Annotated in this window: 25 protein-coding genes; 14 read left to right on the forward strand and 11 right to left on the reverse strand. The window is 31.7% G+C overall.

The features are described from left to right. Position 1: 1 nt before the first annotated feature. Entirely contained in the window at positions 2–1,384 is a 1,383-nt protein-coding gene (locus B3I31_RS02855) for a decarboxylase (RefSeq protein WP_038330584.1), read from the reverse strand. A 415-nt stretch (positions 1,385–1,799) separates the two neighbouring features. Here B3I31_RS02855 and B3I31_RS02860 point away from each other — a divergent pair, with 415 nt between their 5' ends. The 8 genes from B3I31_RS02860 (at position 1,800) to B3I31_RS02895 (ending at position 10,409) form a co-directional block, all read left to right on the forward strand. Next, positions 1,800–2,573 carry a ParA family protein gene (locus tag B3I31_RS02860; RefSeq protein ID WP_038330582.1) on the forward strand — a complete coding sequence of 258 codons (774 nt, stop codon included), beginning with the start codon at positions 1,800–1,802 and terminating at the stop codon, positions 2,571–2,573. Between the two features lie 5 nt (positions 2,574–2,578). Further along, positions 2,579–3,469: a ParB/RepB/Spo0J family partition protein gene (locus B3I31_RS02865; RefSeq protein WP_038330580.1), complete on the forward strand. Its 891-nt coding sequence runs from the start codon at positions 2,579–2,581 to the stop codon at positions 3,467–3,469. Continuing rightward, complete coding sequence (locus tag B3I31_RS02870) at positions 3,459–4,037, forward strand: DUF5683 domain-containing protein (protein ID WP_291059986.1); 579 nt, start codon at positions 3,459–3,461, stop codon at positions 4,035–4,037. The genes B3I31_RS02865 and B3I31_RS02870 overlap by 11 nt, the downstream gene beginning before the upstream one ends. A 9-nt stretch (positions 4,038–4,046) precedes the next feature. Next, a complete protein-coding gene (gene dapB, locus B3I31_RS02875; RefSeq protein ID WP_115000386.1) occupies positions 4,047–4,751 on the forward strand; it encodes a 4-hydroxy-tetrahydrodipicolinate reductase in 705 nt (234 codons plus the stop codon). A gap of 26 nt (positions 4,752–4,777) precedes the next feature. Then, the gene (gene lepB / locus B3I31_RS02880; protein ID WP_219033981.1) at positions 4,778–6,340 is read left to right on the forward strand and encodes a signal peptidase I; all 1,563 of its coding nucleotides are present in this window, start codon (positions 4,778–4,780) and stop codon (positions 6,338–6,340) included. 100 nt (positions 6,341–6,440) lie between these two features. After that, positions 6,441–7,046 carry a WbqC family protein gene (locus tag B3I31_RS02885; protein ID WP_180904454.1) on the forward strand — a complete coding sequence of 202 codons (606 nt, stop codon included), beginning with the start codon at positions 6,441–6,443 and terminating at the stop codon, positions 7,044–7,046. A 4-nt stretch (positions 7,047–7,050) separates the two neighbouring features. Continuing rightward, entirely contained in the window at positions 7,051–8,652 is a 1,602-nt protein-coding gene (locus tag B3I31_RS02890; protein ID WP_286494915.1) for a S8 family serine peptidase, read from the forward strand. Between the two features lie 122 nt (positions 8,653–8,774). Then, the gene (locus B3I31_RS02895) at positions 8,775–10,409 is read left to right on the forward strand and encodes a S8 family peptidase (RefSeq protein WP_219033983.1); all 1,635 of its coding nucleotides are present in this window, start codon (positions 8,775–8,777) and stop codon (positions 10,407–10,409) included. A 169-nt stretch (positions 10,410–10,578) separates the two neighbouring features. On the opposite strand, the gene B3I31_RS02900 is transcribed toward B3I31_RS02895, so the two are convergent. The 3 genes from B3I31_RS02900 to B3I31_RS02910 all read right to left on the reverse strand — a co-directional run bounded on the left by B3I31_RS02900 (position 10,579) and on the right by B3I31_RS02910 (position 13,306). Further along, positions 10,579–11,232, reverse strand: a complete 654-nt coding sequence (locus tag B3I31_RS02900; RefSeq protein WP_219033984.1) for a dienelactone hydrolase family protein — start codon at positions 11,230–11,232, stop codon at positions 10,579–10,581. Between the two features lie 100 nt (positions 11,233–11,332). Next, positions 11,333–12,346, reverse strand: coding sequence for a beta-ketoacyl-ACP synthase III (locus tag B3I31_RS02905; protein ID WP_286494918.1), 1,014 nt, complete (start codon positions 12,344–12,346; stop codon positions 11,333–11,335). Between the two features lie 84 nt (positions 12,347–12,430). Next, a complete protein-coding gene (locus B3I31_RS02910) occupies positions 12,431–13,306 on the reverse strand; it encodes a DMT family transporter (RefSeq protein ID WP_286494919.1) in 876 nt (291 codons plus the stop codon). Positions 13,307–13,479: 173 nt separating this feature from the next. Between B3I31_RS02910 and B3I31_RS02915 the strand changes: the two genes are divergently transcribed. Continuing rightward, a complete protein-coding gene (locus B3I31_RS02915) occupies positions 13,480–14,286 on the forward strand; it encodes a TerC family protein (RefSeq protein WP_125350055.1) in 807 nt (268 codons plus the stop codon). A gap of 32 nt (positions 14,287–14,318) precedes the next feature. Here the strand turns inward: B3I31_RS02915 and B3I31_RS02920 are convergent, their stop codons facing one another. The 5 genes from B3I31_RS02920 to B3I31_RS02940 form a co-directional block, all read right to left on the reverse strand. Beyond that, positions 14,319–14,546: a hypothetical protein gene (locus B3I31_RS02920; protein WP_125350054.1), complete on the reverse strand. Its 228-nt coding sequence runs from the start codon at positions 14,544–14,546 to the stop codon at positions 14,319–14,321. A 48-nt stretch (positions 14,547–14,594) separates the two neighbouring features. Further along, positions 14,595–14,939, reverse strand: a complete 345-nt coding sequence (locus B3I31_RS02925; RefSeq protein WP_286494920.1) for an arsenate reductase family protein — start codon at positions 14,937–14,939, stop codon at positions 14,595–14,597. 63 nt (positions 14,940–15,002) lie between these two features. Next, a complete protein-coding gene (locus B3I31_RS02930; RefSeq protein ID WP_135837000.1) occupies positions 15,003–15,194 on the reverse strand; it encodes a cold-shock protein in 192 nt (63 codons plus the stop codon). 19 nt (positions 15,195–15,213) lie between these two features. Beyond that, positions 15,214–15,639 (reverse strand): cold shock domain-containing protein, encoded by a 426-nt coding sequence (locus B3I31_RS02935; protein ID WP_038335861.1) that lies wholly within the window; start codon positions 15,637–15,639, stop codon positions 15,214–15,216. 331 nt (positions 15,640–15,970) lie between these two features. Then, entirely contained in the window at positions 15,971–17,029 is a 1,059-nt protein-coding gene (locus B3I31_RS02940; protein WP_286494921.1) for a 3-oxoacyl-ACP synthase III family protein, read from the reverse strand. A 321-nt stretch (positions 17,030–17,350) separates the two neighbouring features. On the opposite strand from B3I31_RS02940, the gene B3I31_RS02945 reads away from it, so the two are divergent. From B3I31_RS02945 to B3I31_RS02965, 5 genes are read left to right on the forward strand one after another with little or no spacing between them, the layout of a single operon-like run. Beyond that, complete coding sequence (locus B3I31_RS02945) at positions 17,351–17,758, forward strand: DUF6146 family protein (protein WP_038335835.1); 408 nt, start codon at positions 17,351–17,353, stop codon at positions 17,756–17,758. A gap of 33 nt (positions 17,759–17,791) precedes the next feature. After that, a complete protein-coding gene (locus tag B3I31_RS02950) occupies positions 17,792–18,190 on the forward strand; it encodes a hypothetical protein (protein WP_038335837.1) in 399 nt (132 codons plus the stop codon). A 42-nt stretch (positions 18,191–18,232) separates the two neighbouring features. After that, on the forward strand, positions 18,233–19,333 hold the full coding sequence (prfB, locus tag B3I31_RS02955) for a peptide chain release factor 2 (protein WP_286494922.1): 1,101 nt from the start codon (positions 18,233–18,235) through the stop codon (positions 19,331–19,333). A gap of 20 nt (positions 19,334–19,353) precedes the next feature. Beyond that, positions 19,354–20,721: a Trk system potassium transporter TrkA gene (trkA, locus tag B3I31_RS02960; RefSeq protein ID WP_180906656.1), complete on the forward strand. Its 1,368-nt coding sequence runs from the start codon at positions 19,354–19,356 to the stop codon at positions 20,719–20,721. Continuing rightward, positions 20,721–22,262 carry a TrkH family potassium uptake protein gene (locus tag B3I31_RS02965; protein ID WP_291087469.1) on the forward strand — a complete coding sequence of 514 codons (1,542 nt, stop codon included), beginning with the start codon at positions 20,721–20,723 and terminating at the stop codon, positions 22,260–22,262. Before trkA ends, B3I31_RS02965 begins: the two co-directional genes overlap by 1 nt. On the opposite strand, the gene B3I31_RS02970 is transcribed toward B3I31_RS02965, so the two are convergent. Both B3I31_RS02970 and B3I31_RS02975 read right to left on the reverse strand, forming a co-directional pair. Beyond that, entirely contained in the window at positions 22,259–23,233 is a 975-nt protein-coding gene (locus tag B3I31_RS02970) for a glycosyltransferase family protein (protein ID WP_291059988.1), read from the reverse strand. The genes B3I31_RS02965 and B3I31_RS02970 overlap by 4 nt on opposite strands. After that, entirely contained in the window at positions 23,234–24,058 is an 825-nt protein-coding gene (locus B3I31_RS02975; protein ID WP_038335849.1) for a UDP-2,3-diacylglucosamine diphosphatase, read from the reverse strand. Between the last annotated feature and the right edge of the window lie 52 nt (positions 24,059–24,110).

The following is a 24,110-nucleotide window of genomic DNA, read 5'->3' on the forward strand; positions in this document are numbered from 1 at the left end:
ATTATTTATATCCTAATGTATTCAACACATCTTGATGCGTTTGTTCTTCTGAATATACTTTTGCTTCATAATTTTCGTCAATCAAAATATATTTGGGCTGAGGAATTAAACAGTGATTAATTCCACCAAAACCACTAATATTATCTTGGTAAGCTCCTGTATTAAAGAAACCGATATACAATGGTTTTGCTTGATCATATTTCGGAAGATAAATGGCATTTACATGCTGTTCTGAATTGTAATAATCGTCAGAATCACATGTTAAACCTCCTAATAATACACGTTCATACTTATCGTACCAACGGTTAATTGGCAACATTACAAATCGTTTCGAAATTGCCCAAGCATCTGGCAAAGTTGTCATAAAAGAAGAATCGATCATATCCCAATACTCTTTATCATTTTGTTTCTTTTGATAAAGAATTTTGTAGACTACTCCTCCACTTTCTCCTACTGTAAACGAACCAAATTCTGTAAAAATATTTGGAACAGCAATTCCTTCTTCATCACAAATCATTTTAATTTGCAACAAGATTTCTTTCGCCATGTATTCGTAATCATATTCGAAATTCAACGAATTTTTGATTGGGAATCCACCACCAATATTCAAACTATCTAATTCTGGACAAACTTTTTTAAGGTTTACATAAACTCTCAAACATTTTGTCAACTCATTCCAATAATACGAATTGTCTTTAATTCCTGTATTAATAAAGAAATGAAGCATTTTCAATTTAATGCGTTCATTAGGTTTTACCATTGTCTGATAAAAAGGAACAATATCCTTGTAACCAATTCCTAAACGAGAAGTATAAAATTCAAATTTTGGTTCTTCTTCCGATGCAATACGAATTCCGATTTCAAAATCACCTTCAATTGCCTCAGAAAACAAATCAACTTCCTCGTAATTGTCAATTACTGTAATCGTTTTACGATGTCCGCTATTTACCAAACGAGCAATATTTTCTACATATTCCTCACGCTTGAAACCGTTACAAACAACATATTGATCGTCTGTAATCAAACCTTCTCCAATCAAATTTTCGACAATATTAATGTCAAATGCAGAAGATGTCTCAATGTGAATATCGTTTTTTAATGCTTCACCTAAAATGTGACGAAAGTGAGAACTTTTTGTACAATAACAATAATTGTAAGTTCCCTCATAGTTTAACTCTTCACGCGCTTTTTCGAACCAACCTTTCGCTTTCTGAATGTTTTGCGAAATTTTAGGCAAATATGTGAATTTTAATGGTGTTCCATGTTCTTCGACCAAAGCTTTTAGGTCAATTCCATTAAATTTTAAGTACTCTCCATCTAATTCAAATTCATCTTGTGGAAAGTCAAATGATTGCGTGATTAAATCTATGTATTTAGTTTTCATTATGCTTTATAAATGTTACGTGTGTTTAATAATTCTAAAAATTTTGCAAAAAAATTAGGGTATTACAGACGTATCGCATAATATACATTGCGAAGCAATAAGGGGAAAGAATAATTCTTAAATTCGTTTCTATTCATTAAAACTACTGCGTTAAAGCTCTTTCTATTCTCAACGCTTTCGAATAAAAGGTTAAAACTCATCAACTTTTTTTATTAAAAAAATTATAAAAATACTTGTCGCAAATATAAGTTTTTTAATTCTGTTAAAAAGATAAAATAATATTAAAATTTAGCTTTACAGAACTGATGTTTTATGATGTAAAACAAATATTCAACAATTATTCAAAAATTTATTTTTTCTTTAAGGTTTAGCAAGGTTAAATATTGTATTTTTGAAATCGTTTTGAACGTAAATTATGGGTAAAATTATTGCTATTGCTAACCAAAAAGGTGGTGTTGGTAAAACGACAACTTCGTTAAACCTTGCCGCTTCATTAGGTGTTTTAGAGAAAAAAGTTTTATTAATTGACGCAGATCCGCAAGCAAATGCAACATCTGGTTTGGGTTTTGATTTGGATGAAATCGAAGCAGGAACCTATGAAGTATTGGAAAATGAAGTACTTGCAAGCAAAGCTATTTTACAATCAGAATCGCCAAACCTAGACTTGATGCCTGCTCATTTAGATTTAGTTGCTGCCGAGATTGAGATTGTAGATTACGAGAACCGCGAATACATGTTAAAAAACGCGTTGTCAGAAATCAAAGATCAATATGATTATATTATTATAGATTGCGCGCCTTCACTTGGCTTGATTACTTTGAACGCGCTTACAGCTGCTGATTCTGTGATTATTCCTATTCAGTGCGAATATTTTGCGTTAGAAGGTTTAGGTAAATTATTAAATACGATAAAAGGAATTCAACAACATCACAACAAGGAACTGGATATCGAAGGTTTATTGTTAACGATGTATGATTCTCGCTTACGCCTTTCTAATCAGGTTTTAGACGAAGTGAACAATCATTTTCCGCAAATGGTTTTCAAAACAATTATTACTCGAAATGTACGTTTGTCAGAAGCACCAAGTTTTGGCGAAACAATTATTCAGTACGACGCAGCAAGTAAAGGTGCAGAAAATTACTTAAATTTAGCGCGTGAATTTTTAATTAACAACAACGATACAGTTTAAATAAAATGGCAAAGCCAAATAAAAATAATCGCTTGGGACGTGGATTATCTGCTCTATTAAAGGATGAACCAACTGTAAAAACTGCACAAGATGAAGGTGCTAAAAAATTGGTTGGAAATATTTTGGAAATAGATTTAGAAAAAATCACCGCGAATCCTTGGCAACCACGAACGAATTTCGATAAAAAAGCTTTAGAGGAATTGGTTTCGTCTATTCAAACATTAGGCGTTATTCAACCAATTACGATTCGTAAAAAACCAACAGGTGAATATGAATTGATTTCTGGTGAAAGACGTTTTCGCGCTTCGCAATTAGCTGGTAAAAAAACAATTCCGGCTTATGTGCGTTTAGCAAATGACCAAGAAATGCTGGAAATGGCATTAGTCGAAAATATTCAGCGTCAAGATTTAGATGCGATCGAAATTGCACTTTCTTACCAACAATTGATTGATGAAATCAAGTTAACGCAAGAAGAATTAAGTAAACGTGTTGGAAAAGACAGAACGTCTATTACCAATTATTTGCGTTTATTGAAATTAGATCCGATTATCCAAACAGGAATTCGTGACGGAATGATTTCAATGGGACATGGCCGTGCTTTGATGGCTATTGATGATACTGATTTACAATTTGATATTTACGAAAAAATTGTCAAAAACAATTTATCTGTTCGTGATACAGAACGTTTAATCAAATCGATAAAAGAAGGAAAACCTGAGAAAAAAGCAACAAATGAATTGCCTTCTCAGTACAAGGAAGCATTAAGTTCTATTTCAAATTCATTGAATACAAAAGTTGAAATAAAACGTGCAAATAATGGAAAAGGTAAAATCATTTTGAATTTTACTTCTGATGATGAGTTTGAACGATTAAGAAAATTCTTAAATGAAAATTAAAGCATTCTTACTTGGATTAACGATTTCATCGACGTTTGCTTTTGGTCAAGTTAAAACTGACTCTTTAGTAGTTGTCGAAAATAATGTTATTGTAAATGATACGATGAGCGTAACTAAAGAAGTTTTGATGGAAAAAAGTCCAATTAGAGCCTCTTTGTATTCGGCTATCTTACCTGGTGCAGGACAATTGTATAACAAAAAATGGTTAAAAGCACCTATTGCGCTTGGTTTAGTAGGTACAGGAACAGGTTTTACGATTTATTACAATAATTTGTACAAAAAATACCGAAAAGCTTATATTGCGGTAAGAGAAGGAACACCAAACGAATTCACAGGAATTTTATCTGCAGAGCAATTGGCAGTTATTCAAGATGATTACAAACGAAAACGCGATTATAGTGTCGCTTTAACTGCATTAGCTTATTTATTAAATATTGTAGATGCAACAGTAGATGCGCATTTATTCACAGTTCGTAATGACACAGAAATGTCATTCAAACCAACAGTCATTCAAGATGAAATGACATTAGAGCCAGTTTTAGGATTGGCATTTAACTTAAAATTTTAGAAATTACAGATGAAAATTGCATTAATAGGATACGGAAAAATGGGAAAAGCCATTGAAGAAATTTTAATTCAACGCGGACACGAAGTTGTACTTAAAATATCTCGTACTCCACTTGCGGAAGAATTAAATAATGTTGAAGTTGCAATAGAATTTTCGAGACCAGAATTCGCTTACGACAACCTTAAAGTATTACTTGAAAATAAAATCGCAACAATTTGTGGAACAACAGGATGGTTAGATAAACAAGAAGAAATTAATCATTTAGCAATTTCAAATAACACCGCTTTTTTATATGCTTCTAACTTTAGTTTGGGCGTTAATTTATTCTTCGAATTAAATTCTATTTTAGCTCGAATGATGAATAAATATCGTAACGAATACCAAATTAATCTAGAAGAAATTCATCATACACAAAAGCTTGATGCACCTTCTGGAACAGCGATTACAATTGCAGAAGGAATTATTGACAATTCAACATATAATTCTTGGTCGATGGACGAAAAAGCAAAAGACATTATTCCAGTTGAAGCAAAAAGAATCGAAGATGTTCCCGGAACACATATCGTACAATATAACTCTGATGTAGATACTATTGAGATTTCTCATACGGCGCATTCTCGCAAAGGTTTTGCCTTAGGTGCCGTGATTGCTGCGGAATGGATTTGGAATAAACAAGGTGTTTTCACAATGAAAGATGTACTTGAACTGAACTAAATTAAAATACTAAATATCAAAAACTTATGCATGTACTAATTTACTGGTTAATTGGTTTTATTATTGCCAATATAATCTTTGGAGCTGCAACTTGGAAATTATATAAAAATGCTGGAAAGCAAGCAATTCAAGCTTATATTCCTTTTCTAAATATCTGGAAAGGTTTAGAAATTATTCATCGTCCAAAATGGTGGATTATTCTATTTTATTTGCCAATTGTTGGTCCTATTTTTTGGTTAGTATTCTTTGTTGATTTAGGAGATTCTTACGGAAAAATTGAAACAAAAGACAAAGTCATTATGGTTTTGACTTTAGGTTTATACATTTTTGCGGTTAATTATTCTGATAATCCAAAATATTTAGGTCCAGAAAAACGCAAACCAACATTTGTTTCTTCCTTAATTTTTGCCCTTGTTTTAGCAACTTTGGTTCATAACTGGTTTATTCAACCAATGATTGTTCCAACAGGATCGATGGAAAATACAATCAAAATTGGTGATGCTTTATTTGTAGAAAAAGTAAGTCACGGAGCGCGTGTTCCTATGACACCAATCGGAATTCCATTCTCAGAATTTATTTACCGTGATGGTTTTATCGACAAAGCACGCCTACCTTATATGCGTATTCCAGGTTGGAGAGATTTAAAATCGAACGACATTGTTGTCTTCAACTATCCTACAGATTCTATTTACAATGCGATCGATCGTAAAGATGCTTATGTAAAACGTTTAGTTGGTTTACCAGGAGAAACTGTACAGATTCGTAATGGAGTTTTATATGTAAACGATAAAAAATTCATTCCGAAAAAAGATGCACAAGTTCAGCATGCTTATACAGTTGTTGTAAAAACTCCTTTCAGTGATAAATTATTATACGATAATTTTGGAATCATAAGTACAGATTATAATGCTGCAAAACAAAGCGACGGAACATTTATTTATCAATTTGCAGCTTTGACTGATGCTCATGTTACAGCAATGAAATCTAATGCAAATGTAGTTTCTGTTGAACCTATTTTACAACCTGTAGGTGAAAAAACGGAACATATTGTAAATGGAAAAATTGATAGTACAAACACTATTTTTCCAGTAAACAAAAACTGGAATCCTGATCAATACGGACCTTTATACATTCCGAAAAAAGGTGATGTAGTTGATGTTAACAAAGAGACTTTAGCGCAATATATTAACATTATTCGTCGCTATGAAAACAATACATTAAGAGTTGATTCTACAAACGGTAAGTTTGATGTATTTATCAATGATCAAAAAACAGATAAATACGAAATCAAACAAAATTACTATTTTATGGTTGGTGATAACAGAAATCAATCATTAGATGCACGTTTCTTTGGTTATGTTGGAGAAGATCATATTATTGGTCGTCCTATTATGATTTGGGCAAATATGAACGGAATGTTCGAGCCTGCTGCTCCTAAAAAATTTATTTGGAATCGTTTCTTTACATCAATTAATAATGATAATCCTGACAAAACTTCTTACGGAATTTATGTTCTAATTGCCTTAATTGGTTGGATTGGATATGATATTGTAAAAGCTCGTAAAGAGAAAAAGAAGAACAAATATTAATAAAAAGAGCGATTAAAATCCTCTAAATTATAAAATTAACAACACTATAAATGTGCATTATAAGCTACTTGTAATGCACATTTCCATATAAAATAATAGAATGAAAAATACGTTTGCAGCTTTTTATTTTGGACCGATTGATTACTATGCAGAAATGGTAAAAAGCCAAACTTTGGATATCGAAGTTCAAGAAAATTTTCAAAAGCAAACTTACCGTAACCGCATGTATATTTTGGGTGCAAATGGTAAATTAATGTTGAATATTCCAATTTTACACAACGGAACACGTTTGTTCAAAGATTTGCAACCTTCTTATGAATATGATTGGCAAAAAGAACACATCAAATCTTTAAAGTCAGCTTATCAAAGTTCTCCATATTTTGAATATTATGAAGATGAAATTATTCCAATTTTAGAACAAAAAGAGAAATTTCTTTTAGATTTTAATCTAAAAACAATTGATTTCATCAACAAGAAATTAAGCTTAGATTTGGAGATTTCTAAAACTGAAACCTATCAAGATCTGAATCCTGAAAATGATTTCAGAAATCAATTTTCTGCTAAAAAAGCACCTCAGTATAACCTACCAGAATATGCACAAGTTTTTGATGATAAATTTGAGTTTATAGAAGGTTTGAGTATCTTAGATTTACTTTTTAGCGAAGGACCAAGTGCCGCAGTATATTTAAAAAACTTAATAAAATAACAACATGAGAAAATTATTTATTGCTTTAGGATTTGCCTTTACATTAGGGTTTGTTCAAGCACAAACAACAGAAGTACCAAAAGAAAAATGGTATCATGCAGGTGTAGAACAAACAGGTGTTTATGGTGTAAATACTGATCAAGCTTTACAATTCTTAAAAGACAACAAAAGAAAAGCAAATACAATTATTGTAGGAGTTTTGGACAGCGGTGTTGAAAATTTTCACGAAGATTTGAAAGCAAATATGTGGTCAAATCCAAAAGAAATTCCAGGAAACGGAATCGATGATGACAAAAATGGTTACATTGATGACGTACATGGATGGTCTTTTTTAGGAACAGCAAAAGGAATCAATTACAATGATGATACCACTGAATTAACACGTGTTTACAAAGCTTTATCATCTAAATACGCAACTTTCGATCAAAAGAAAAATCATGAAGCTATTGTAAAAAATCCTACTGAATATGCTGAATTTCAAAAAATTGAAAAAGAATATTTAAGCGCTGTAGGAAAAGCAAAATATAACCAACAAGTTGCTCAATCTAAATTGAATGCTGTTGAAGGTGGTGTAAATAAAATGGTTCTTGAATTTGGAGATACTAAATTAACTAAAGATATTTTAAAAAATTACCAACCAACAGATTCTCAAATCTTAGAAGCTTTATGGATTTTTGGTGAATTGAAAGAAGAGCAATGGGTTGGGAAAACGATGAAAGAAGTTTCGAATACCTATTTAGGAGCTGCTCGTCGTGCTGCGAAGGGAGATGCTTTATCTTCTCACTTAAATTTAGATTTGGTTGATCGTAAAGATGTTGACAATCCAAATGATAAAAAAGAGCGTTTTTATGGAAACAGTGATTCTAACGGACCTGAATCTTCTCACGGAACTCACGTTGCTGGAATTATCGGTGCTGTAAGAGGAAATAATATCGGTTCTGAAGGAACGACTGGAGGAAATAATGTAAAAATTATGTCGGTTCGTACAGTTCCAAATGGAGACGAACGCGATAAAGATGTTGCAAATGCAATTTACTACGCAGTTGACAATGGAGCAAAAATCTTGAATATGTCTTTCGGAAAACCTTATTCTCCTGATGCAGATTTAGTTTGGGATGCGTTCAAATATGCTTCTGATAAAGGTGTTTTAATCGTTAAAGCGGCTGGAAATAGCAACGAAGATATTGATGTTCATGTACATTATCCAACTAATTTTAGAAATGGAAATGTTGTTTCTAAATCTGTTCTTACGGTTGGTGCTTCTACTAAAGATCCAAATGCTTTAAAAGCTCGTTTCTCTAACTATGGTAAAAAATCGGTAGATGTTTTTGGACCAGGACAAGAGATTTATGCAACATATCCAGGGGTTGATCAATATCGTTTCTTAAACGGAACTTCTATGGCTTCACCTGCTGTTGCTGGTGTTGCAGCGTTGGTTTGGTCACATTATCCAAAATTAACTGCAGAAGATATTCGTAATATCTTAATGGAAACAGTTAATAAAAATGAGCAATTAAAAGAGATTTCTGTTGCTGGAGGTGTTGTAGATTCTTACAAAGCTGTACAAAAAGCTGAAGAAATTTACAAACAACGTAAATTGAAATAATTTTAAATTTAACACAACATTATAAAAAGGCTTCAAATTTTGGAGCCTTTTTTGCGTTTAAACTCGAGATAATTTTAGATGTAACAATTTCGGTTGTTTCTCGACATATAGATAAATCAATTATGAAAAAATTCTTATTAAGTATATCAGTTGCCATGTTTGTTGGTGTGGCATCGTTCGCACAAGAAACGACAACTGCTCTACCATTGCCTAAAGTTGATCAAAAATATTGGCAACACGAATCTTTAGAAGAAAGTGGTGTTTATGGTGTAAATACTCAAAAAGCTTTACAATTTTTAGAATCAAAAAAACGTAAACCTTCACAGTTAATTGTTGGTGTTTTAGATTCTGGAGTTGAGATTACTCACCCAGATTTAAAAGATAATATTTGGACAAACACCAAAGAAATTGCTGGAAATGGAATTGATGATGACAAGAATGGTTATGTTGATGATATTCATGGTTGGAATTTTATTGGAGGAAAAGATGGTAAAAATGTTGATGGAGATACATTAGAGTTAACACGTCTTTTTGTAAAATACCGCGATTTATTCGAAAAAAGTAAAGATGCAGCTTCTAACAAAACAAAATTCCCAAAAGAATTGGAAGAATATCAAAAAATAAAACCTGAGTTCGAAAATAAATTAGCCGAAGCAAAACAAAATGCAGCGCAATATGTGCAGATGAATGATATTTTCTCAGTTGCATTTCCTGCTTTGATTAAAGAATGGGGCGAAAAAGAGTTGAATGAAAAAAATATGATGTCTTTTAAACCTGTTTCTAAAGAAGCACAACAAGGGATGATTATTTTTGGTATGGTTCCGAAAGAAGCTTGGGAAGGAAAATCAATGAAAGATTTCTTAACAGAAGTTGGAAATGAAATTTCAGAAGGAACAAAATACTACAAAGAACAAGTTGAAATTAACTTGAATACAGAATTAGATCCTCGTCCAATTGTTGGTGATAATTATGCTGATAAATCAGAACGTTTTTACGGAAATAATGATGTAGATGGCCCTGATTCTATGCACGGAACACACGTTTCTGGAATTATTGCAGCAAAATCTGGTAACGGAATTGGAATGGATGGAATCGCTGGAAATGGTTATGTAAAAATCATGTCAGTTCGTACAGTTCCAAATGGAGACGAACGTGATAAAGATGTTGCGAATGCCATTCGTTATGCAGCAGATAATGGAGCAAAAATCTTAAATATGTCTTTTGGAAAAGCTTATTCTCCTGATAAACAAATTGTTTGGGATGCATTTAAATATGCTGAGAAAAAAGGTCTTTTATTGATTAAAGCTGCAGGAAATGAAAACGTAAATATTGATGACGAAATTCACTTCCCTACCGTTTATGACGACAAAGGTGTAGAAGTTTCTAAAAACGTAATTACAGTTGGAGCAAATACAATGGATAATGACAATTTAAGAGCAAGTTTTTCTAATTTTGGTAAAAAGTCTGTAGATGTTTTTGCGCCAGGAAATGAAATATATTCTACTGTTCCTAATAAAGATGGGGAATACAAAAATGAAAGCGGAACTTCTATGGCTTCTCCAGTTGTAGCAGGAGTTGCGGCTTTGGTTTGGGCACATTATCCTAAATTAACTGCAACAGATATCAAACAAATATTGTTAGAATCTGTCAACAAAAATCCTGCTTTAACAGATATTTCTGTAACAGGCGGTGTTGTTGATGCGTACAAAGCTGTTCAATTAGCAGAAAAAATGTATGTTGCTAAAAAATTGAAGTAAGGAAATCTTAATATCACCATTTCTTATAGTATTTAAGTAACAAAATAAACTTGGGTTAGATTCTATTTTTTTTAGAGTCTAACCTTTTTTTGTATAAGATATTTCTTGTACAGATTGAATAAAAATTGTCAGTTCGAGTGATTTTTAGGAAAAATTATAAATGAATCATTTATTTAAAATCATAATTTCTCCTCGCCCATTTTTTACTTGGTTCAATCCATTCATCAAGAGCTTTATAAAGAAAACCATGCTTTAAGCCATTATTTAATTCAATTTCTTTGAAATGATTGATTTTATTGGTTGAATTTTCTTTACGTTTTATAGCTGAAACGCCAAATGCATCAGACTTCTCGTAAATGGTTAAAACATTTCCAGAAAATTTTATATCAGGCATTTCTTCTAAATCACTTTCTTGAAACGAACCAATAAATACATAGTTGATTTGAGGATTATTTTTAAAAGTTGATACATATTGCGCAATGTAACCACCTTTCGAAGTTCCTACAACCGTAATATGATTAGGTTTAACACCTGTATTAATCAAACTATCAATTTGCTTAACAACCTTTTTTGCATATTTTATTCCGTCTGTTTTCGGCTTTCTTTTCTCACTAATCACAATAAAACCGTCTTTCTTGAATGAATTCAAAACTTTAGAATACTCAATTTTAGTTTTATAGACTGTATCATAATCTCCATCGTTATGCGTTTCTAAATATTTATTATGGAGAAAAAAGATATAATCTTGATCCTTTACATTTTTTGATATTTTATGTTGCGAACAACTCATTAAACCAATTATGAGAATCAATAAATATTTCATTAATAATTTTTTAAATCAATCAAATATAACCAAAAAACCCTCACTAAAAAGTGAAGGTTTTTTTTATATTCTAAATTTGTAAATCTAAATTCAAACTTACTTACCAGTTCATCAAAACAGAGCCCCATGTAAATCCTGCTCCAAAAGCAGTCATCATTACTAAGTCACCTTTTTTGATTTTACCTTCTTGTTTTGCTTCACTCAATGCAATAGGAATAGATGCTGCCGTAGTATTTCCGTAACGCATAATATTGTTATAAACTTTCTCATCTGGTAATCCCAATTGTTTTTGTACAAATTGAGAAATACGCAAATTCGCCTGATGTGGAATAAATAAATCTAAATCTTCTGGCTTTTTATTCGCAGTCGATAAAGCTTCGATAATTGATTCTGGAAAACGAGTTACCGCATGCTTGAAAACATAGTTCCCATTCATATATGGATAAATCTCTTTTTTAGTTAACGTATTACCTTCTTTCAATAATTCGTCTGACCAACCTGTTTTTGTTCCAGGGAAAGTAACTGCTAATTCTTCGGCAAATTCACCTTCAGAATGTAAATTAGTCGATAAAATTCCACGTCCTTCTTCTTCCGTTGCCGAAACAATTACTGCTCCTGCTCCATCTCCAAAAATTACTGAAACGCCACGACCTTCATCCGACATATCCAATCCGAATGAGTGCACTTCTGCTCCAATCACCAAAATATTTTTGTAAACTCCTGCTTTTATAAAAGCATCAGCCGTTGATAACGCATATACAAAGCCAGAACACTGGTTACGAATATCCATTGCCCCAATTGTACGACAACCTAACTCTTTTTGCACCAATACACCATTTCCAGGAAAATAATAATCGGGAGATAAAGTCGCAAATAATATAAAATCAATATCTTGAGCAGTGATTCCTGCATCTTCTAACGCATTTTTAGCCGCAATAACTCCCAAATCTGTAGACGAAATCTTAGAACCTGGCTCGATATGTCTTCTTTCGACAATCCCTGTACGTTCCTGAATCCATTCGTCATTGGTATCCATCACTTCAGCTAAATCAAAGTTTGTAACAACTCTTTCGGGAACATAATGCCCAACACCTGTAATAATAGAGTGTATCATGTGATTATGGTTTACTTTTCAATTGAAGCAAAGATATTAAATGATAAGCATTCTTTAAAACAAATGCGTCTTTTTGACAATAAATTATTTAGAAAATCTTGTTTTTAATATTCCGTTCATAATGATAGAAAGTACCATTACCCCTGTAGCAATATAAAATATAGGATTCATATGTTCTGAATCTCCAAAAATAAGACTTGCCAAAATGATGCCATAAACTGGTTCTAAATTTACGTTCAACATCAACGTAAAAGCACTAACATGTTTCAGCAAATCAACTGATTCTATTTGTGCAAAAGCTGTAAAAATGACGCCAAGCAAAGTCAACCATCCTAAGTTTGACCAACTTATATTTACAACTTCAGAAATAGCTTCTGGCTGAAAAAGAATCATTACCACCGAAAGTGTGATAACTCCACCAATCATTTCGTATAAAGTAACTTTAGTTGGTTTGATTGACTTTGGTAATCTCGAATTAAGAACTGCAAATAATGCCGATAGAAAACTACACAAAATACCAATGATAATTCCCAATTTATAATCTTCTGGTGATGCATTAAAAATAACAGCTACACAAGTGGAAACGATTATAGCAAGAATTATTTCGAGCAGATTAATTTTTCGTTTAAAAAAAATAGGTTCTAAAATCGCACTAAAAAGCGCGCCCATCGACAACGTACTCAACGCAATTGAGATATTAGAAAGTTTAATCGACAAATAAAATGTAAACCAATGTATTCCTACAATTCCACCGATAGCAAGTAATTTCAACAATTCGTTTTTAGTTACCTTGAAATCCATTTTTCTGAACTTCATATAAATAAAAACAGCAATAGCCCCAATAAGAACACGATACCAAACCATTGACAACGCACTCATTGTAACTAATTTTCCGAAAACTCCTGTAAATCCCCAAAGAAGTACGAGAAACTGCAACCGAAGTTGAACTTTTGAAATCATTCTAAGTCTTTTTCGCAAAAGTAAAGTTTAATTCTATATTGCTAAAACGATTTGATTGATTTAATCTGTAAATAATTTTGTATAAGTTCTAATATTAAATTAACATTAAATAATTATTACTCAAACTTTAATTCTTATTCTTCGTTGTATTTTCGAAACTTCAAAATTAATCGATGGATTTTAGTATTTTTTTACAACCAGATGCATTAGTTGCATTATTTACATTAACAATGTTAGAAATCGTTTTAGGGATTGATAATATTGTTTTTATTTCTATTTTGTCAGGAAAATTGCCTGCACATCAACAAAAGAAAGCACAACAGCTTGGTTTATTTTTAGCCATGTTTACACGTGTTATCCTTTTATTCTCACTAAGTTGGGTCATGAGTCTTACCACTCCTCTATTCAATATTGGCGAATGGATTGGCATTACTTCAACCGAATGGTTAGAAAAATTAGCAATCTCTGGTCGAGATTTGATTTTACTAATCGGAGGATTATTCTTGATTTATAAATCGACTGTAGAAATTCACCACAAAATAGAAGGTGTTGAAGAAACCGGAGGAAAAGTGAAAGTCCATTCTTTTGCAGGAACTATCGTACAAATCTTAATTTTAGATATTGTTTTCTCATTAGATTCTGTAATTACAGCAGTTGGTATGGCAGAACATATTGAGGTTATGATTGCGGCTGTAATTATTGCTGTTGCAGTTATGATGCTTTCAGCAAGTGCGGTTTCTAAATTTGTGAACGATCATCCAACGGTTAAAATGTTGGCTTTATCATTCTTATTATTAATCGGCGTTTCGTTATTAGCAGAAGGGTTTGATCAACACATTTCGAAAGGATACATTTATTTTGCCATGGGCTTCTCTGTTTTAGTCGAATTCTTGAATTTGAAAATGAAGAAAAAACATTCGAATCCAGGAATTGTTCGAAATATGGTTGGTGATGCAGAAGAACAAAACAAAAATATATAATACAAAAAAGAGTTTTTTTCAAAACTCTTTTTTTATTTATTCTCTAAAATAGTTTCGTTTTCAGCTTCAACTTTCTTTTCATATTTTTTTCGGATATATTCTGCAGCCAATGTTACGGCTACTCCACCAATTATTCCATATATTGAACGTTTTCCCAAAAATTTAGCTACCGTTACTCCCGTTGTAGCGGCTGTTGTTAATAAACCTATTTTAGTTCCTTTCTCCGTTTGATTTTTTGTTAATGCATCTAAAATTTTCATAGCTTTTTATGTTTAGTCTTAGAAATACTTACAATTATCAAACCATTTTTATTTAATAAAATTTTCTACCAATTCTTTTGGACGACCTACTATTCCACTTTTTCCATCTGTCACTATTGGACGTTGAATCAATTTTGGATATTCAACCAAAGCATTCAAAATTTCATCATCAGAAAGTTCATTTCCTTTAAAATTTATTTTCCAATCTTCTTCATTTGTCCTTACTATATCAATTGGTTTTAGATTTAGTCTTGTTAAAATAGTTCTCAATTCATCTTTCGTCAAAGGCTCTTTCAAATATTCTCTTATTTCAAAATCTTTTCCAGACTCTTCCAAAACCTTTACTGCATCTCTACTTTTTCCGCAACGCGAATTATGTAATATTGTGTACATAAATACTCTTTTAGAAATTAAATATAGTTCAAAAAAAAGAATCCTTATATAAGGATTCTTTTTTTATTTTCTTTTTACATTAACAGCCATAAGACCTTTTTTTCCTTTTTCAATATCAAAAGTAACTTGATCATTTTCATTTACTTTGTCAATTAATCCAGAAACATGTACAAAAACATCTTCACCTCCGTTTGCGTTAGAGATAAAACCAAACCCTTTTGATTCGTTGAAGAATTTTACTGTTCCTTCTTGCATAGTTGTATATTTAATTAATTTATTTTTTTGATATTTGAATTGCTCTGAATCCTTTTTCAGACATTTCTTTTTTGAACTGTACTTGATCTCCTACTTTAAGTAATTCTTTTGATTCTTTGAAGTGGAAGAAGATTTTATCGTTAGAAGCTGGTACTTTAATAAAACCAAAACCTTTTGAATCGTTGTAGATATCAACCATACCTTCTATAAAAACATCTCTGTTATCAGATTCAAATCTTTTATTATTCAGCAAATCGGCTTCTTTGTCTTGTAAATGAGGTGGTACATCTGTAAAATTACCAAGTACATCAACATAGACAATCATATCTTCTAATGATTTTCCTTTGTTGTTATTCTCTTTTCTATTCTCTCTTTTGTTTAATTTTTCTAATTTTTTTAAAGCTTTCTTTTTGCTATTTTCTTTTTTAGATGTAGAATCTGCCATAAATGTTTGTATAGATTTTTTGTTTTTAATACTGATAAAACCTAAGAAAACATGAATTAATTATCCGACAACATTTATATTATAATGTAGTAAAACTTACAAGTATACGTTTTAGAAAACAGAAGTTAAAATTATATTGACTAGGTCAATTAGTGAATTAAAAAAAGTAAAATAAAGAATACAATTGTAAACTATTAAGACAAAATATCTTCTTAAGTACGTTGCAAAGGTAATAAGTTTTAATGAATTAAATGGTATTAATTTCTAGAGAATTCTATATGATAAAAAGTTCTAATCTAATTGTGATTAGAACTTATCATGATTGATATCGTTAAAATTGGTAAATAAACGTGTTTATATTCATGCCTGCGCCAACAGATGCAAATAATACCACATCGCCTTCATTTATCTGGTGATTTTCTAAATCATTATCCATAATCATTTTCAAAAGAATTGGAATTGTTGCCACACTACTATTGCCAAGTTTATGAATATTCATTGGCATAATATTTTTTGGCACATCTTGATCATATAAACTATAAAAGCGTTTTACGATTGCTTCGTCCATTTTTTCGTTGGCTTGATGAATCACTATTTTACTGATATCGTCAATATTATATGAGCTATCATCAACACATTTTTTCATTGCTAAAGGTACTTTGGATAAAGCAAACTCATAGATTTTTCTACCATACATTTTGATGTATTTGGTATTCGGACATTTTTCTGAATTATACGATTTTCCAAAAAACAGATAATCTTTTTCTTCGTTTGCATAAGAGGCAGATAAATGGGCTTGTATTCCTTTATTGTTTGTAGAAGCTTCTAATATTGCTGCACCAGCGCCATCTGCATATATCATTGTATCTCGGTCGTGTTCATCTACTACTCTCGAAAGAGTTTCAGCACCAATTACCAAACATCTTTTTGCTAATCCAGCTTTTATAAATGCATTGGCTTGTATAACACCTTCTACCCAACCTGGACAACCAAAAATAACATCGTAAGCAACACAATAAGGATTTTGAATTTTCAATAAATTTTTTACTCTTGCAGCAAGACTTGGCACCATATCAGACTGAATCGTATCGTGTTTTACATCTCCAAAATTATGAGCGAATATAATATAATCAATAGTTTCTGCGTCGATATTTGCATTTGTGATGGCTGAAGCAGCTGCCATATAGCCTAAGTCTGATGTTACTTGATCTTTTCTGGCATATCGACGTTCTTCTATTCCTGTTATTTGTTTTAATTTATGCGAAATTGTAGCATTATTTTGATCTAAAATTTCTCCTTGTTCATTAAAAAATTGATGTTCTTCAAAAAAATGATTTGATATTTTTTCAGTTGGAATATATTTTCCTATTCCTATAAAGTGATTTGTCATATATATTTTAGATAACAGAGTTAGAATCTGCTATCGGATACAATCTCGGGATAACTTTAAGAACTATTGCTATAAAGTTACATTTTTAACTTAAACTTTATATTTATACCAAAATTATATCTTATAAAATATTAAATTAATAAATTTCATGATGATAATTTTTCAATGTCTCTTAGATATATATATAAATAATATGAAATAAACATTTATATTTCAGAACTACTATTCATGTAATTCTAAATTATTAGAATATAAGTGTAAATGTAGATATAAACACTTAATATCGTTATTTTTCAATATATTTAATCAAATTAAAAAATTATGAAAAAGCTATTTTTATTCTTCAGCGTTTCTCTCCTATTTTTTGCTTGTACAACCAATCAATCCACACAAAATTCAGTGCCGAATAAAGATGAGAATTCATTAAAATTCGAGCCGAATGAAGATGGCGATTATGATATTGTTGTATTTGATCCTCAATATGATATTTATTTAAAAACAACTGCATTACCCAAAGAATATTATTCAAAAGAATATTACGAACAAAAAAATCGCCAATATGTGATGATTTGGAATCAACGACATATGCAACCAATGACATATAATCCAGATTTGTATGCAGTAAGTATAGATTTAGATCCTTCTGTTGACTATGGTTATGATTTTGAATACAAATTATTTAACTTTTTTCGATTTATTGAACATAAATATCGTGTCAGAATTAGATAATATCGTTTATTTTTGCAAGCTAATTTTAGAAAGATGAACGATTTTTCAATCAAAATATACAATCAAATCATTGAAGCAATTCCAGATTTTACAGGGCTTCACAAAAAAGATACCGAATTATTAGAATTCCATATCGAGAATGAATACAAATCGACTTTTGGTGATCTTTATATTCAGACTTCGGATGATGATAAGATTTGGATCAAATCTTCTTTTCCTTTTACAACTTACGAAGTAGATTCTGTTGAGGAACTTTTGTATATTTTGGAAGGTTTGTTGTTCAACCAATTATTCTGGGTAATTAGTTATGATGATGGTGATTGGGACGATACTTTTTTGATGCTGAAAGACCAAGAAATTAAAACGGAAGACGGTTTTACTTATAAAATTCTTTCTTGGAACGGAAAAGATGATAAAGTGATTAATGCTTAACCTCGTGTTCATAAAATCCCCTATTTTTATACATTTGCAATTATGTTTAACAACGAATTACTAAAAGACATCCAAAAACGTACACAAGATTTGCACGAATATTTGGAAATCGAACAAAAAGAAATCGAAGTTCAAAATGAAGAAGAACACGCTGCTTCACCTGAATTTTGGAACAACCCGAAAGAAGCCGAAGCTTTTATGAAAGTTTTACGTGGTAAAAAGAAATGGATTGATGAATACCAAACGATTGCAAATGCAGTAAATGATGTCGAAGTTTTAGTAGAATTTAACCGCGAAGGCGAGGTAAGTGACGAAGAAGTTATGGAACAATATACTGTTGTTGCTAAGCTTTTAGAAGATATAGAATTCAAGAATATGCTTTCAGAAGAAGGAGATAATCTTGGTGCAATTCTTCAAATTACTGCGGGAGCTGGAGGTACAGAATCTTGTGATTGGGCTTCTATGTTGTTGCGTATGTATTTGATGTGGGCCGAAAAACATGGATATAAAGTAAAAGAATTAAACTATCAAGCGGGTGATGTTACAGGTGTAAAAACGGTAACATTAGAAGTTGATGGCGAATTTGCTTTTGGTTATCTAAAAGGAGAAAATGGTGTGCATCGTTTGGTGCGTATTTCGCCTTTTGATAGTAATGCAAAGCGTCACACAAGTTTCGTTTCGGTTTATGTTTCCCCAATTGTGGATGATACAATCGAGATTGAAATCAATCCTGCTGATATCGAATTACAAACGTCTCGTTCTGGAGGAGCTGGAGGGCAAAATGTAAATAAGGTAGAAACTAAAGTTCAGTTAACGCACAAACCAACTGGGATTGTAGTTGTTTGTCAGGTTGAACGTTCTCAGTTAGCCAATCGCGAACGTGCAATGGAGATGTTAAAATCTGAATTGTATAAGATTGAGTTAGAGAAAAAAATGGCTGCACGTAATGAGATCGAGGCAAATAAGATGAAAATCGAATGGGGTTCTCAAATTCGTAATTATGTGATGCATCCATACAAATTGGTAAAAGACGTCAGAACAGGAACTGAAACAGGTAATGTGGATGCTGTAATGAACGGTGATATAGACGAATTCTTGAAATCGTTCCTAATGTTAATGGGACAAAAAGAAACGTCAAAATAGTTTTATCCTAAATTTCTTTCATGAAAATATTAATCGGAGGCGCTGGAGAAGTTGGTTTTCATTTGGCTAAATTACTTTCTAATGAAATGAATGACATCGTCATCATGGACATGGACAAGGACAAATTGTTGATGATCGAAAACTCATTAGATGTAATGGCTTATCGTGGTGATATCACTTCTTTCAAGGCTTTGCGCGAAGTTGGAATTGATGATACAGATATTTTTATATCAGTCACTCATCTTCAAAACACAAACCTTACTAGTGCTTCGATTGCAAAGGATTTAGGAGCAAAACGCACATTAGCTCGCATTTCGAATCCTGAATTTCTTTACAAAGAAAATCAATTTTGGGTTCAAGGAATGGGAATTGACGCATTAATTAGCCCTGAAAAATTAGCGGCTGATGAGATTTATTCTCTTGTTCAACAATCTGCTTTCAATGCGATGCATCCCTTTGCAAATGGTCAACTTTTTATGGTTGGAACTGTTTTGGATGCAGATTGTAAAATTTTGGACAAGCAGTACAAAGACATGTATTTGACGACAAAAGGTGGTGAAGACAATCTTTTGATGCCAATTGCAATTATCCGTAGCAACGAACGTGGCGAATATCAAACCATTATTCCTGAAGCTGAAACTGAATTTAGAATTGACGACCACGTTTATTTTATTGTCAAAAAAGCTGGAATTTTAGAAGTTTATAAAATCCTTGGAAAGAAACAAGAATATTTCAAAAATGTAATTGTTTTAGGAGGTGGAAGTATTGGTGTCAAAGTTGCCAAACTTTTAAAAGATAACAAGCACAACGTTAAGCTATTAGAAATCAACCGAAACAAAGCTTTTGATTTAGCTGATGATTTGAATAATATTTTGATTATCAATGGTGATGGTCGAGATGGAGAATTGTTATTGGAAGAAGGTATTTCTGATTCGGATGCTTTTATTGCTGTGACGGGAAGTTCGGAAACAAATATTATGTCATGTCTTTTAGCAAAATCAAAAGGTGTTAAAAAAACAATTGCTTTGGTCGAAAATATCGACTATATTCATCTTAGTCAAGAAGTTGGAATTAACGCTTTTATCAATAAAAAACTCTTAACCGCAGATAGTATTTTCCGTTATATTCGACAAGGTTCTGTGATGGATGTAACAGGAATTTCTGATTTAGATGCCGAAGTTTTAGAATTCCGTATTCACGAAAATTCTGAAATCGCATTCAAAAAAGTAAGCGATTTTCCATTTAAAGAAGGTGCTATTATTGCTGGAATTGTTCGTAGAAATGATGGATTTATTCCAACCAAAGATTTCATTATCGAACCAAAAGATCATGTTGTTGTTTTTAGTCAAGCGAATTTAATTCCAAAAGTGACCAAATATTTTAAATAATGAAATCACTTAACATCAAAGTAATCCTGAATCTTTCGGGTGTTTTATTACTATTAAATGCGCTCTTTATGTTTATTGCAACATGTGTCAGCATTTATTTTAATGATCATCTACTCTACCCTTTTTTAGTTTCGGGGAGTTTAGTGGGATTGTCGGGAGCTGCAATGATGTATTTTACGCGTGACAGAAGAAAACACATCAACAAACGCGAAGGTTATATCGTGGTTTGTGTCGGATGGCTTTTCTTGATTCTTTCGGGGTGTTTACCCTATGTTACCTCGTTAATATTTCTACCAAACGATCATATCATCAATGAAAATTTTAGTTTTGTCAACATTATTTACGAAACCGTTTCTGGTTATACAGCGACTGGGACATCAATTTATGATGATGTAGAAAGTCTCCCAAAAAGTATATTATTTTGGCGAAGTACAACCAATTGGATTGGTGGTATGGGGATTATCGTTTTGACGATTGCGATTTTACCGTTTCTTGGAATTGGTGGTCGACAGCTTTTTATGGCAGAAGCGCCTGGAATTTATACGGATAAAATTCACCCTCGAATTACAGAAACAGCAAAAAACCTTTGGTTAGTTTATTTAGGCTTAACTGCTTTTTTTGCGATGTTGCTTTATTTTGGTGGAATGAATTTATTTGATGCTGCAAATCATTCGATGAGTGTGATTGCAACGGCAGGTTTTTCTACTAAGAATGAAGGTTTGATGTATTGGAATAACAATATTTTTATTCAATATGTATTAATCGTGATGATGTTTTTGGGCGGAACAAACTTCGCATTGATTTATTTATTGATTAAAGGACAATTCAAAAAAGTATGGAAAAATGAAGAATTCCGTTGGTGGGTTGGTTTACTTGCTGTCGTTACATTTATCGTTTTTGTTGTATTATTTTTCAATATTTACCCTAGTTATTCCGTCGAAACCTATTCGTGGTTTAATTTCGAACATTCATTCAGAAGTTCATTATTCCACGTTGTATCTATCGCATCTACAACAGCTTTGGCAATGGAAGATTACACAAGTTGGTTAACCGTAACCACACTTATTTTCTTCTCTTTGTTCTTCATCGGAGGTTTGGCAGGTTCTACATCTGGAGGAATTACAGTTATTAGACACGTCATTTTATTAAAAAATAGTTGGATCGAATTTAAGCGTATTTTACACCCAAACGCAATTATTCCTGTTCGTTATAACAATCGTTCGCTTAACCAATCTATTGTTTTCCACGTTATGGCATTCTTTGTCATGTTTATGTTTACATGGATTGTGAGTTCTATTTTGTTTGCGCTTTTGAATTATGGTATAACAATGAGTTTCCAAGATATTTTGGCCTCTTTAACATTAACTGCTTCCACTTTAGGAAACGTAGGTCCGGGAATTGGCGAATTTGGTCCGGGTACTTCAATGAATTCTTTAACGGATAGTGCAAAATTATTATGTTGTTTTTTAATGGTTTTGGGACGATTAGAGCTTTATACAATCTTAATTTTATTTACGCCTGCTTTCTGGAAAAATAATTAATGGGATGCTTCTAAAATTACTTTCTGAATGATTTCTTCGGTTTGATCTGGGAAATCTTTCTCAATAATTTTATTCGAATCCACCCAACGTTGCAATTGTGCTACATTCAAATCATATGAATAATCAACGCCAATCATTTTTAAAGCTTCGCAATTACATAATTGTTCGTATTGACCTTTAATCGGAATCACAAAAAGCTTCTTTTTAAGATAAATACTTTCGGCAGGCAATTCGAAACCAGCACCGCACAAAACTCCTTTACAATTCTCTAAAGTTTTGGTAAAAAGACGTTCATCAATTGGATAAATTTCAACATTGAATTGACGCGTAACTTCTTTCACAAAAGGTGAAAAAACTTTCCATTTTGAATCTTTAATAAACGAAAGATTTTCAATAATCTCAGTTGGATGAAAACTTGGTAAATAAACTAAATAATAATCTTCTTGCTTCGGATTTAAGGCTCTAATTTTATCTCGAATAATTGGCAAAAAAATAGCATCATTATATTCTTCGAAATGAAAACCGTAATGCTTAGAAGTTGGTGCGTAATATTTCAAAATCGTCTCACCTGTTTTATTTTTTACTTTTGGCGTTTCATCAAATAAAAGCGAAGCTTGATGACTCAAACCAACAATATTTATCTTTTTCTTTCGTGCTGCATGTGCTGTAATTGGTTCAAAATCATTAATAATCAAATCATATTTTTCAATTGGAAAATGATTCACTTCATTCCAAAAAGATTTAAAACTATTCTCCTTAAAAATTCGTTTATACGAAACTTTTCCCATCTGATTATAAAATAATGACAATCCATTGTGATGTTTGAATTGATAATTTTCAAGTTGTAATTGCGAATTAGAACCGCTTACAAAAACATCCAAATCTCCATATTCTTCAAGGATTGGTAACATTTTTTGCGCACGAGCCAAATGTCCATTTCCTGTTCCTTGCAAAGCGTATAAAATTTTCATTTATTTTTTATTGAGAATTGAAACAATCAGTTCATCTAACGAATAATTGAACTCGATTTCTTCTAAATTTTGCATCAAAGTATGTTTATGTTCTTCAAAATAAAACACTGACCAATTTCCGTCTACACATTCTAAAGCAGATAAATTCTCAATCCAATCCCCCGAATTCATATAAACACAAATTCCTTTATCCGTTTTTACTTTTCGCAATTGTGGTTGATGAATATGTCCACAAACTACATAATCATATTCATTTTCGATCGCTAATTCGGCAGCAGTTTGTTCAAAATCATTGATATGCTTCACCGCTTTTTTCACTGAATTTTTAATCTTTTGAGATAACGAATAACGTTCTCTTCCAAAAAACTCTAAACATTTATTGATAAAATAATTCAACTGAATTAATTTATCATAACCCCAACCACCTAATTTCGCAATCCATTTCGAATGTTGAATCGATGCATCAAACACATCTCCATGAAAAATCCAAGCGACTTTATCATTTTGTTTCAACATATATTTATCCGTTAAAAGAATATTTCCAAAACGCATTGTGGTAAATTTACGTAACAATTCGTCATGATTTCCTGTTATATAAACGATTGGAATTCCTTGTTCTGAAAGATTTAACAAATAACTAATAATTTGAAGATGCGTTTCTGGGAAATAACTTTTCTTAAAATTCCAAATATCCACAATATCACCATTGAGAATAATTTTTTTTGGATTGATTGACTGTAGATAAGCTAACAGCTCTTGTGCTTTGCAACCAAAAGTTCCTAAATGCACATCCGAAATAACAACAACATCAAGATTACGCTTCATTGATTTTTATTTAAATTTCGAAATCAAATATTACTTAAACGTTTTTTTAATC

This window comes from Empedobacter sp. UBA3475, from assembly GCF_002378465.1.
Lineage (GTDB): Bacteria > Bacteroidota > Bacteroidia > Flavobacteriales > Weeksellaceae > Empedobacter > Empedobacter falsenii_B.

Bases quoted from the DNA above. Each gene is read 5' to 3' on its own strand.
- B3I31_RS02855 (WP_038330584.1), bottom strand. From the start codon at position 1,384: ATGAAAACTAAATACATAGATTTAATCACGCAATCATTTGACTTTCCA.
- B3I31_RS02860 (WP_038330582.1), top strand. From the start codon at position 1,800: ATGGGTAAAATTATTGCTATTGCTAACCAAAAAGGTGGTGTTGGTAAA.
- B3I31_RS02865 (WP_038330580.1), top strand. From the start codon at position 2,579: ATGGCAAAGCCAAATAAAAATAATCGCTTGGGACGTGGATTATCTGCT.
- B3I31_RS02870 (WP_291059986.1), top strand. From the start codon at position 3,459: ATGAAAATTAAAGCATTCTTACTTGGATTAACGATTTCATCGACGTTT.
- dapB (WP_115000386.1), top strand. From the start codon at position 4,047: ATGAAAATTGCATTAATAGGATACGGAAAAATGGGAAAAGCCATTGAA.
- lepB (WP_219033981.1), top strand. From the start codon at position 4,778: ATGCATGTACTAATTTACTGGTTAATTGGTTTTATTATTGCCAATATA.
- B3I31_RS02885 (WP_180904454.1), top strand. From the start codon at position 6,441: ATGAAAAATACGTTTGCAGCTTTTTATTTTGGACCGATTGATTACTAT.
- B3I31_RS02890 (WP_286494915.1), top strand. From the start codon at position 7,051: ATGAGAAAATTATTTATTGCTTTAGGATTTGCCTTTACATTAGGGTTT.
- B3I31_RS02895 (WP_219033983.1), top strand. From the start codon at position 8,775: ATGAAAAAATTCTTATTAAGTATATCAGTTGCCATGTTTGTTGGTGTG.
- B3I31_RS02900 (WP_219033984.1), bottom strand. From the start codon at position 11,232: ATGAAATATTTATTGATTCTCATAATTGGTTTAATGAGTTGTTCGCAA.
- B3I31_RS02905 (WP_286494918.1), bottom strand. From the start codon at position 12,346: ATGATACACTCTATTATTACAGGTGTTGGGCATTATGTTCCCGAAAGA.
- B3I31_RS02910 (WP_286494919.1), bottom strand. From the start codon at position 13,306: ATGATTTCAAAAGTTCAACTTCGGTTGCAGTTTCTCGTACTTCTTTGG.
- B3I31_RS02915 (WP_125350055.1), top strand. From the start codon at position 13,480: ATGGATTTTAGTATTTTTTTACAACCAGATGCATTAGTTGCATTATTT.
- B3I31_RS02920 (WP_125350054.1), bottom strand. From the start codon at position 14,546: ATGAAAATTTTAGATGCATTAACAAAAAATCAAACGGAGAAAGGAACT.
- B3I31_RS02925 (WP_286494920.1), bottom strand. From the start codon at position 14,939: ATGTACACAATATTACATAATTCGCGTTGCGGAAAAAGTAGAGATGCA.
- B3I31_RS02930 (WP_135837000.1), bottom strand. From the start codon at position 15,194: ATGCAAGAAGGAACAGTAAAATTCTTCAACGAATCAAAAGGGTTTGGT.
- B3I31_RS02935 (WP_038335861.1), bottom strand. From the start codon at position 15,639: ATGGCAGATTCTACATCTAAAAAAGAAAATAGCAAAAAGAAAGCTTTA.
- B3I31_RS02940 (WP_286494921.1), bottom strand. From the start codon at position 17,029: ATGACAAATCACTTTATAGGAATAGGAAAATATATTCCAACTGAAAAA.
- B3I31_RS02945 (WP_038335835.1), top strand. From the start codon at position 17,351: ATGAAAAAGCTATTTTTATTCTTCAGCGTTTCTCTCCTATTTTTTGCT.
- B3I31_RS02950 (WP_038335837.1), top strand. From the start codon at position 17,792: ATGAACGATTTTTCAATCAAAATATACAATCAAATCATTGAAGCAATT.
- prfB (WP_286494922.1), top strand. From the start codon at position 18,233: ATGTTTAACAACGAATTACTAAAAGACATCCAAAAACGTACACAAGAT.
- trkA (WP_180906656.1), top strand. From the start codon at position 19,354: ATGAAAATATTAATCGGAGGCGCTGGAGAAGTTGGTTTTCATTTGGCT.
- B3I31_RS02965 (WP_291087469.1), top strand. From the start codon at position 20,721: ATGAAATCACTTAACATCAAAGTAATCCTGAATCTTTCGGGTGTTTTA.
- B3I31_RS02970 (WP_291059988.1), bottom strand. From the start codon at position 23,233: ATGAAAATTTTATACGCTTTGCAAGGAACAGGAAATGGACATTTGGCT.
- B3I31_RS02975 (WP_038335849.1), bottom strand. From the start codon at position 24,058: ATGAAGCGTAATCTTGATGTTGTTGTTATTTCGGATGTGCATTTAGGA.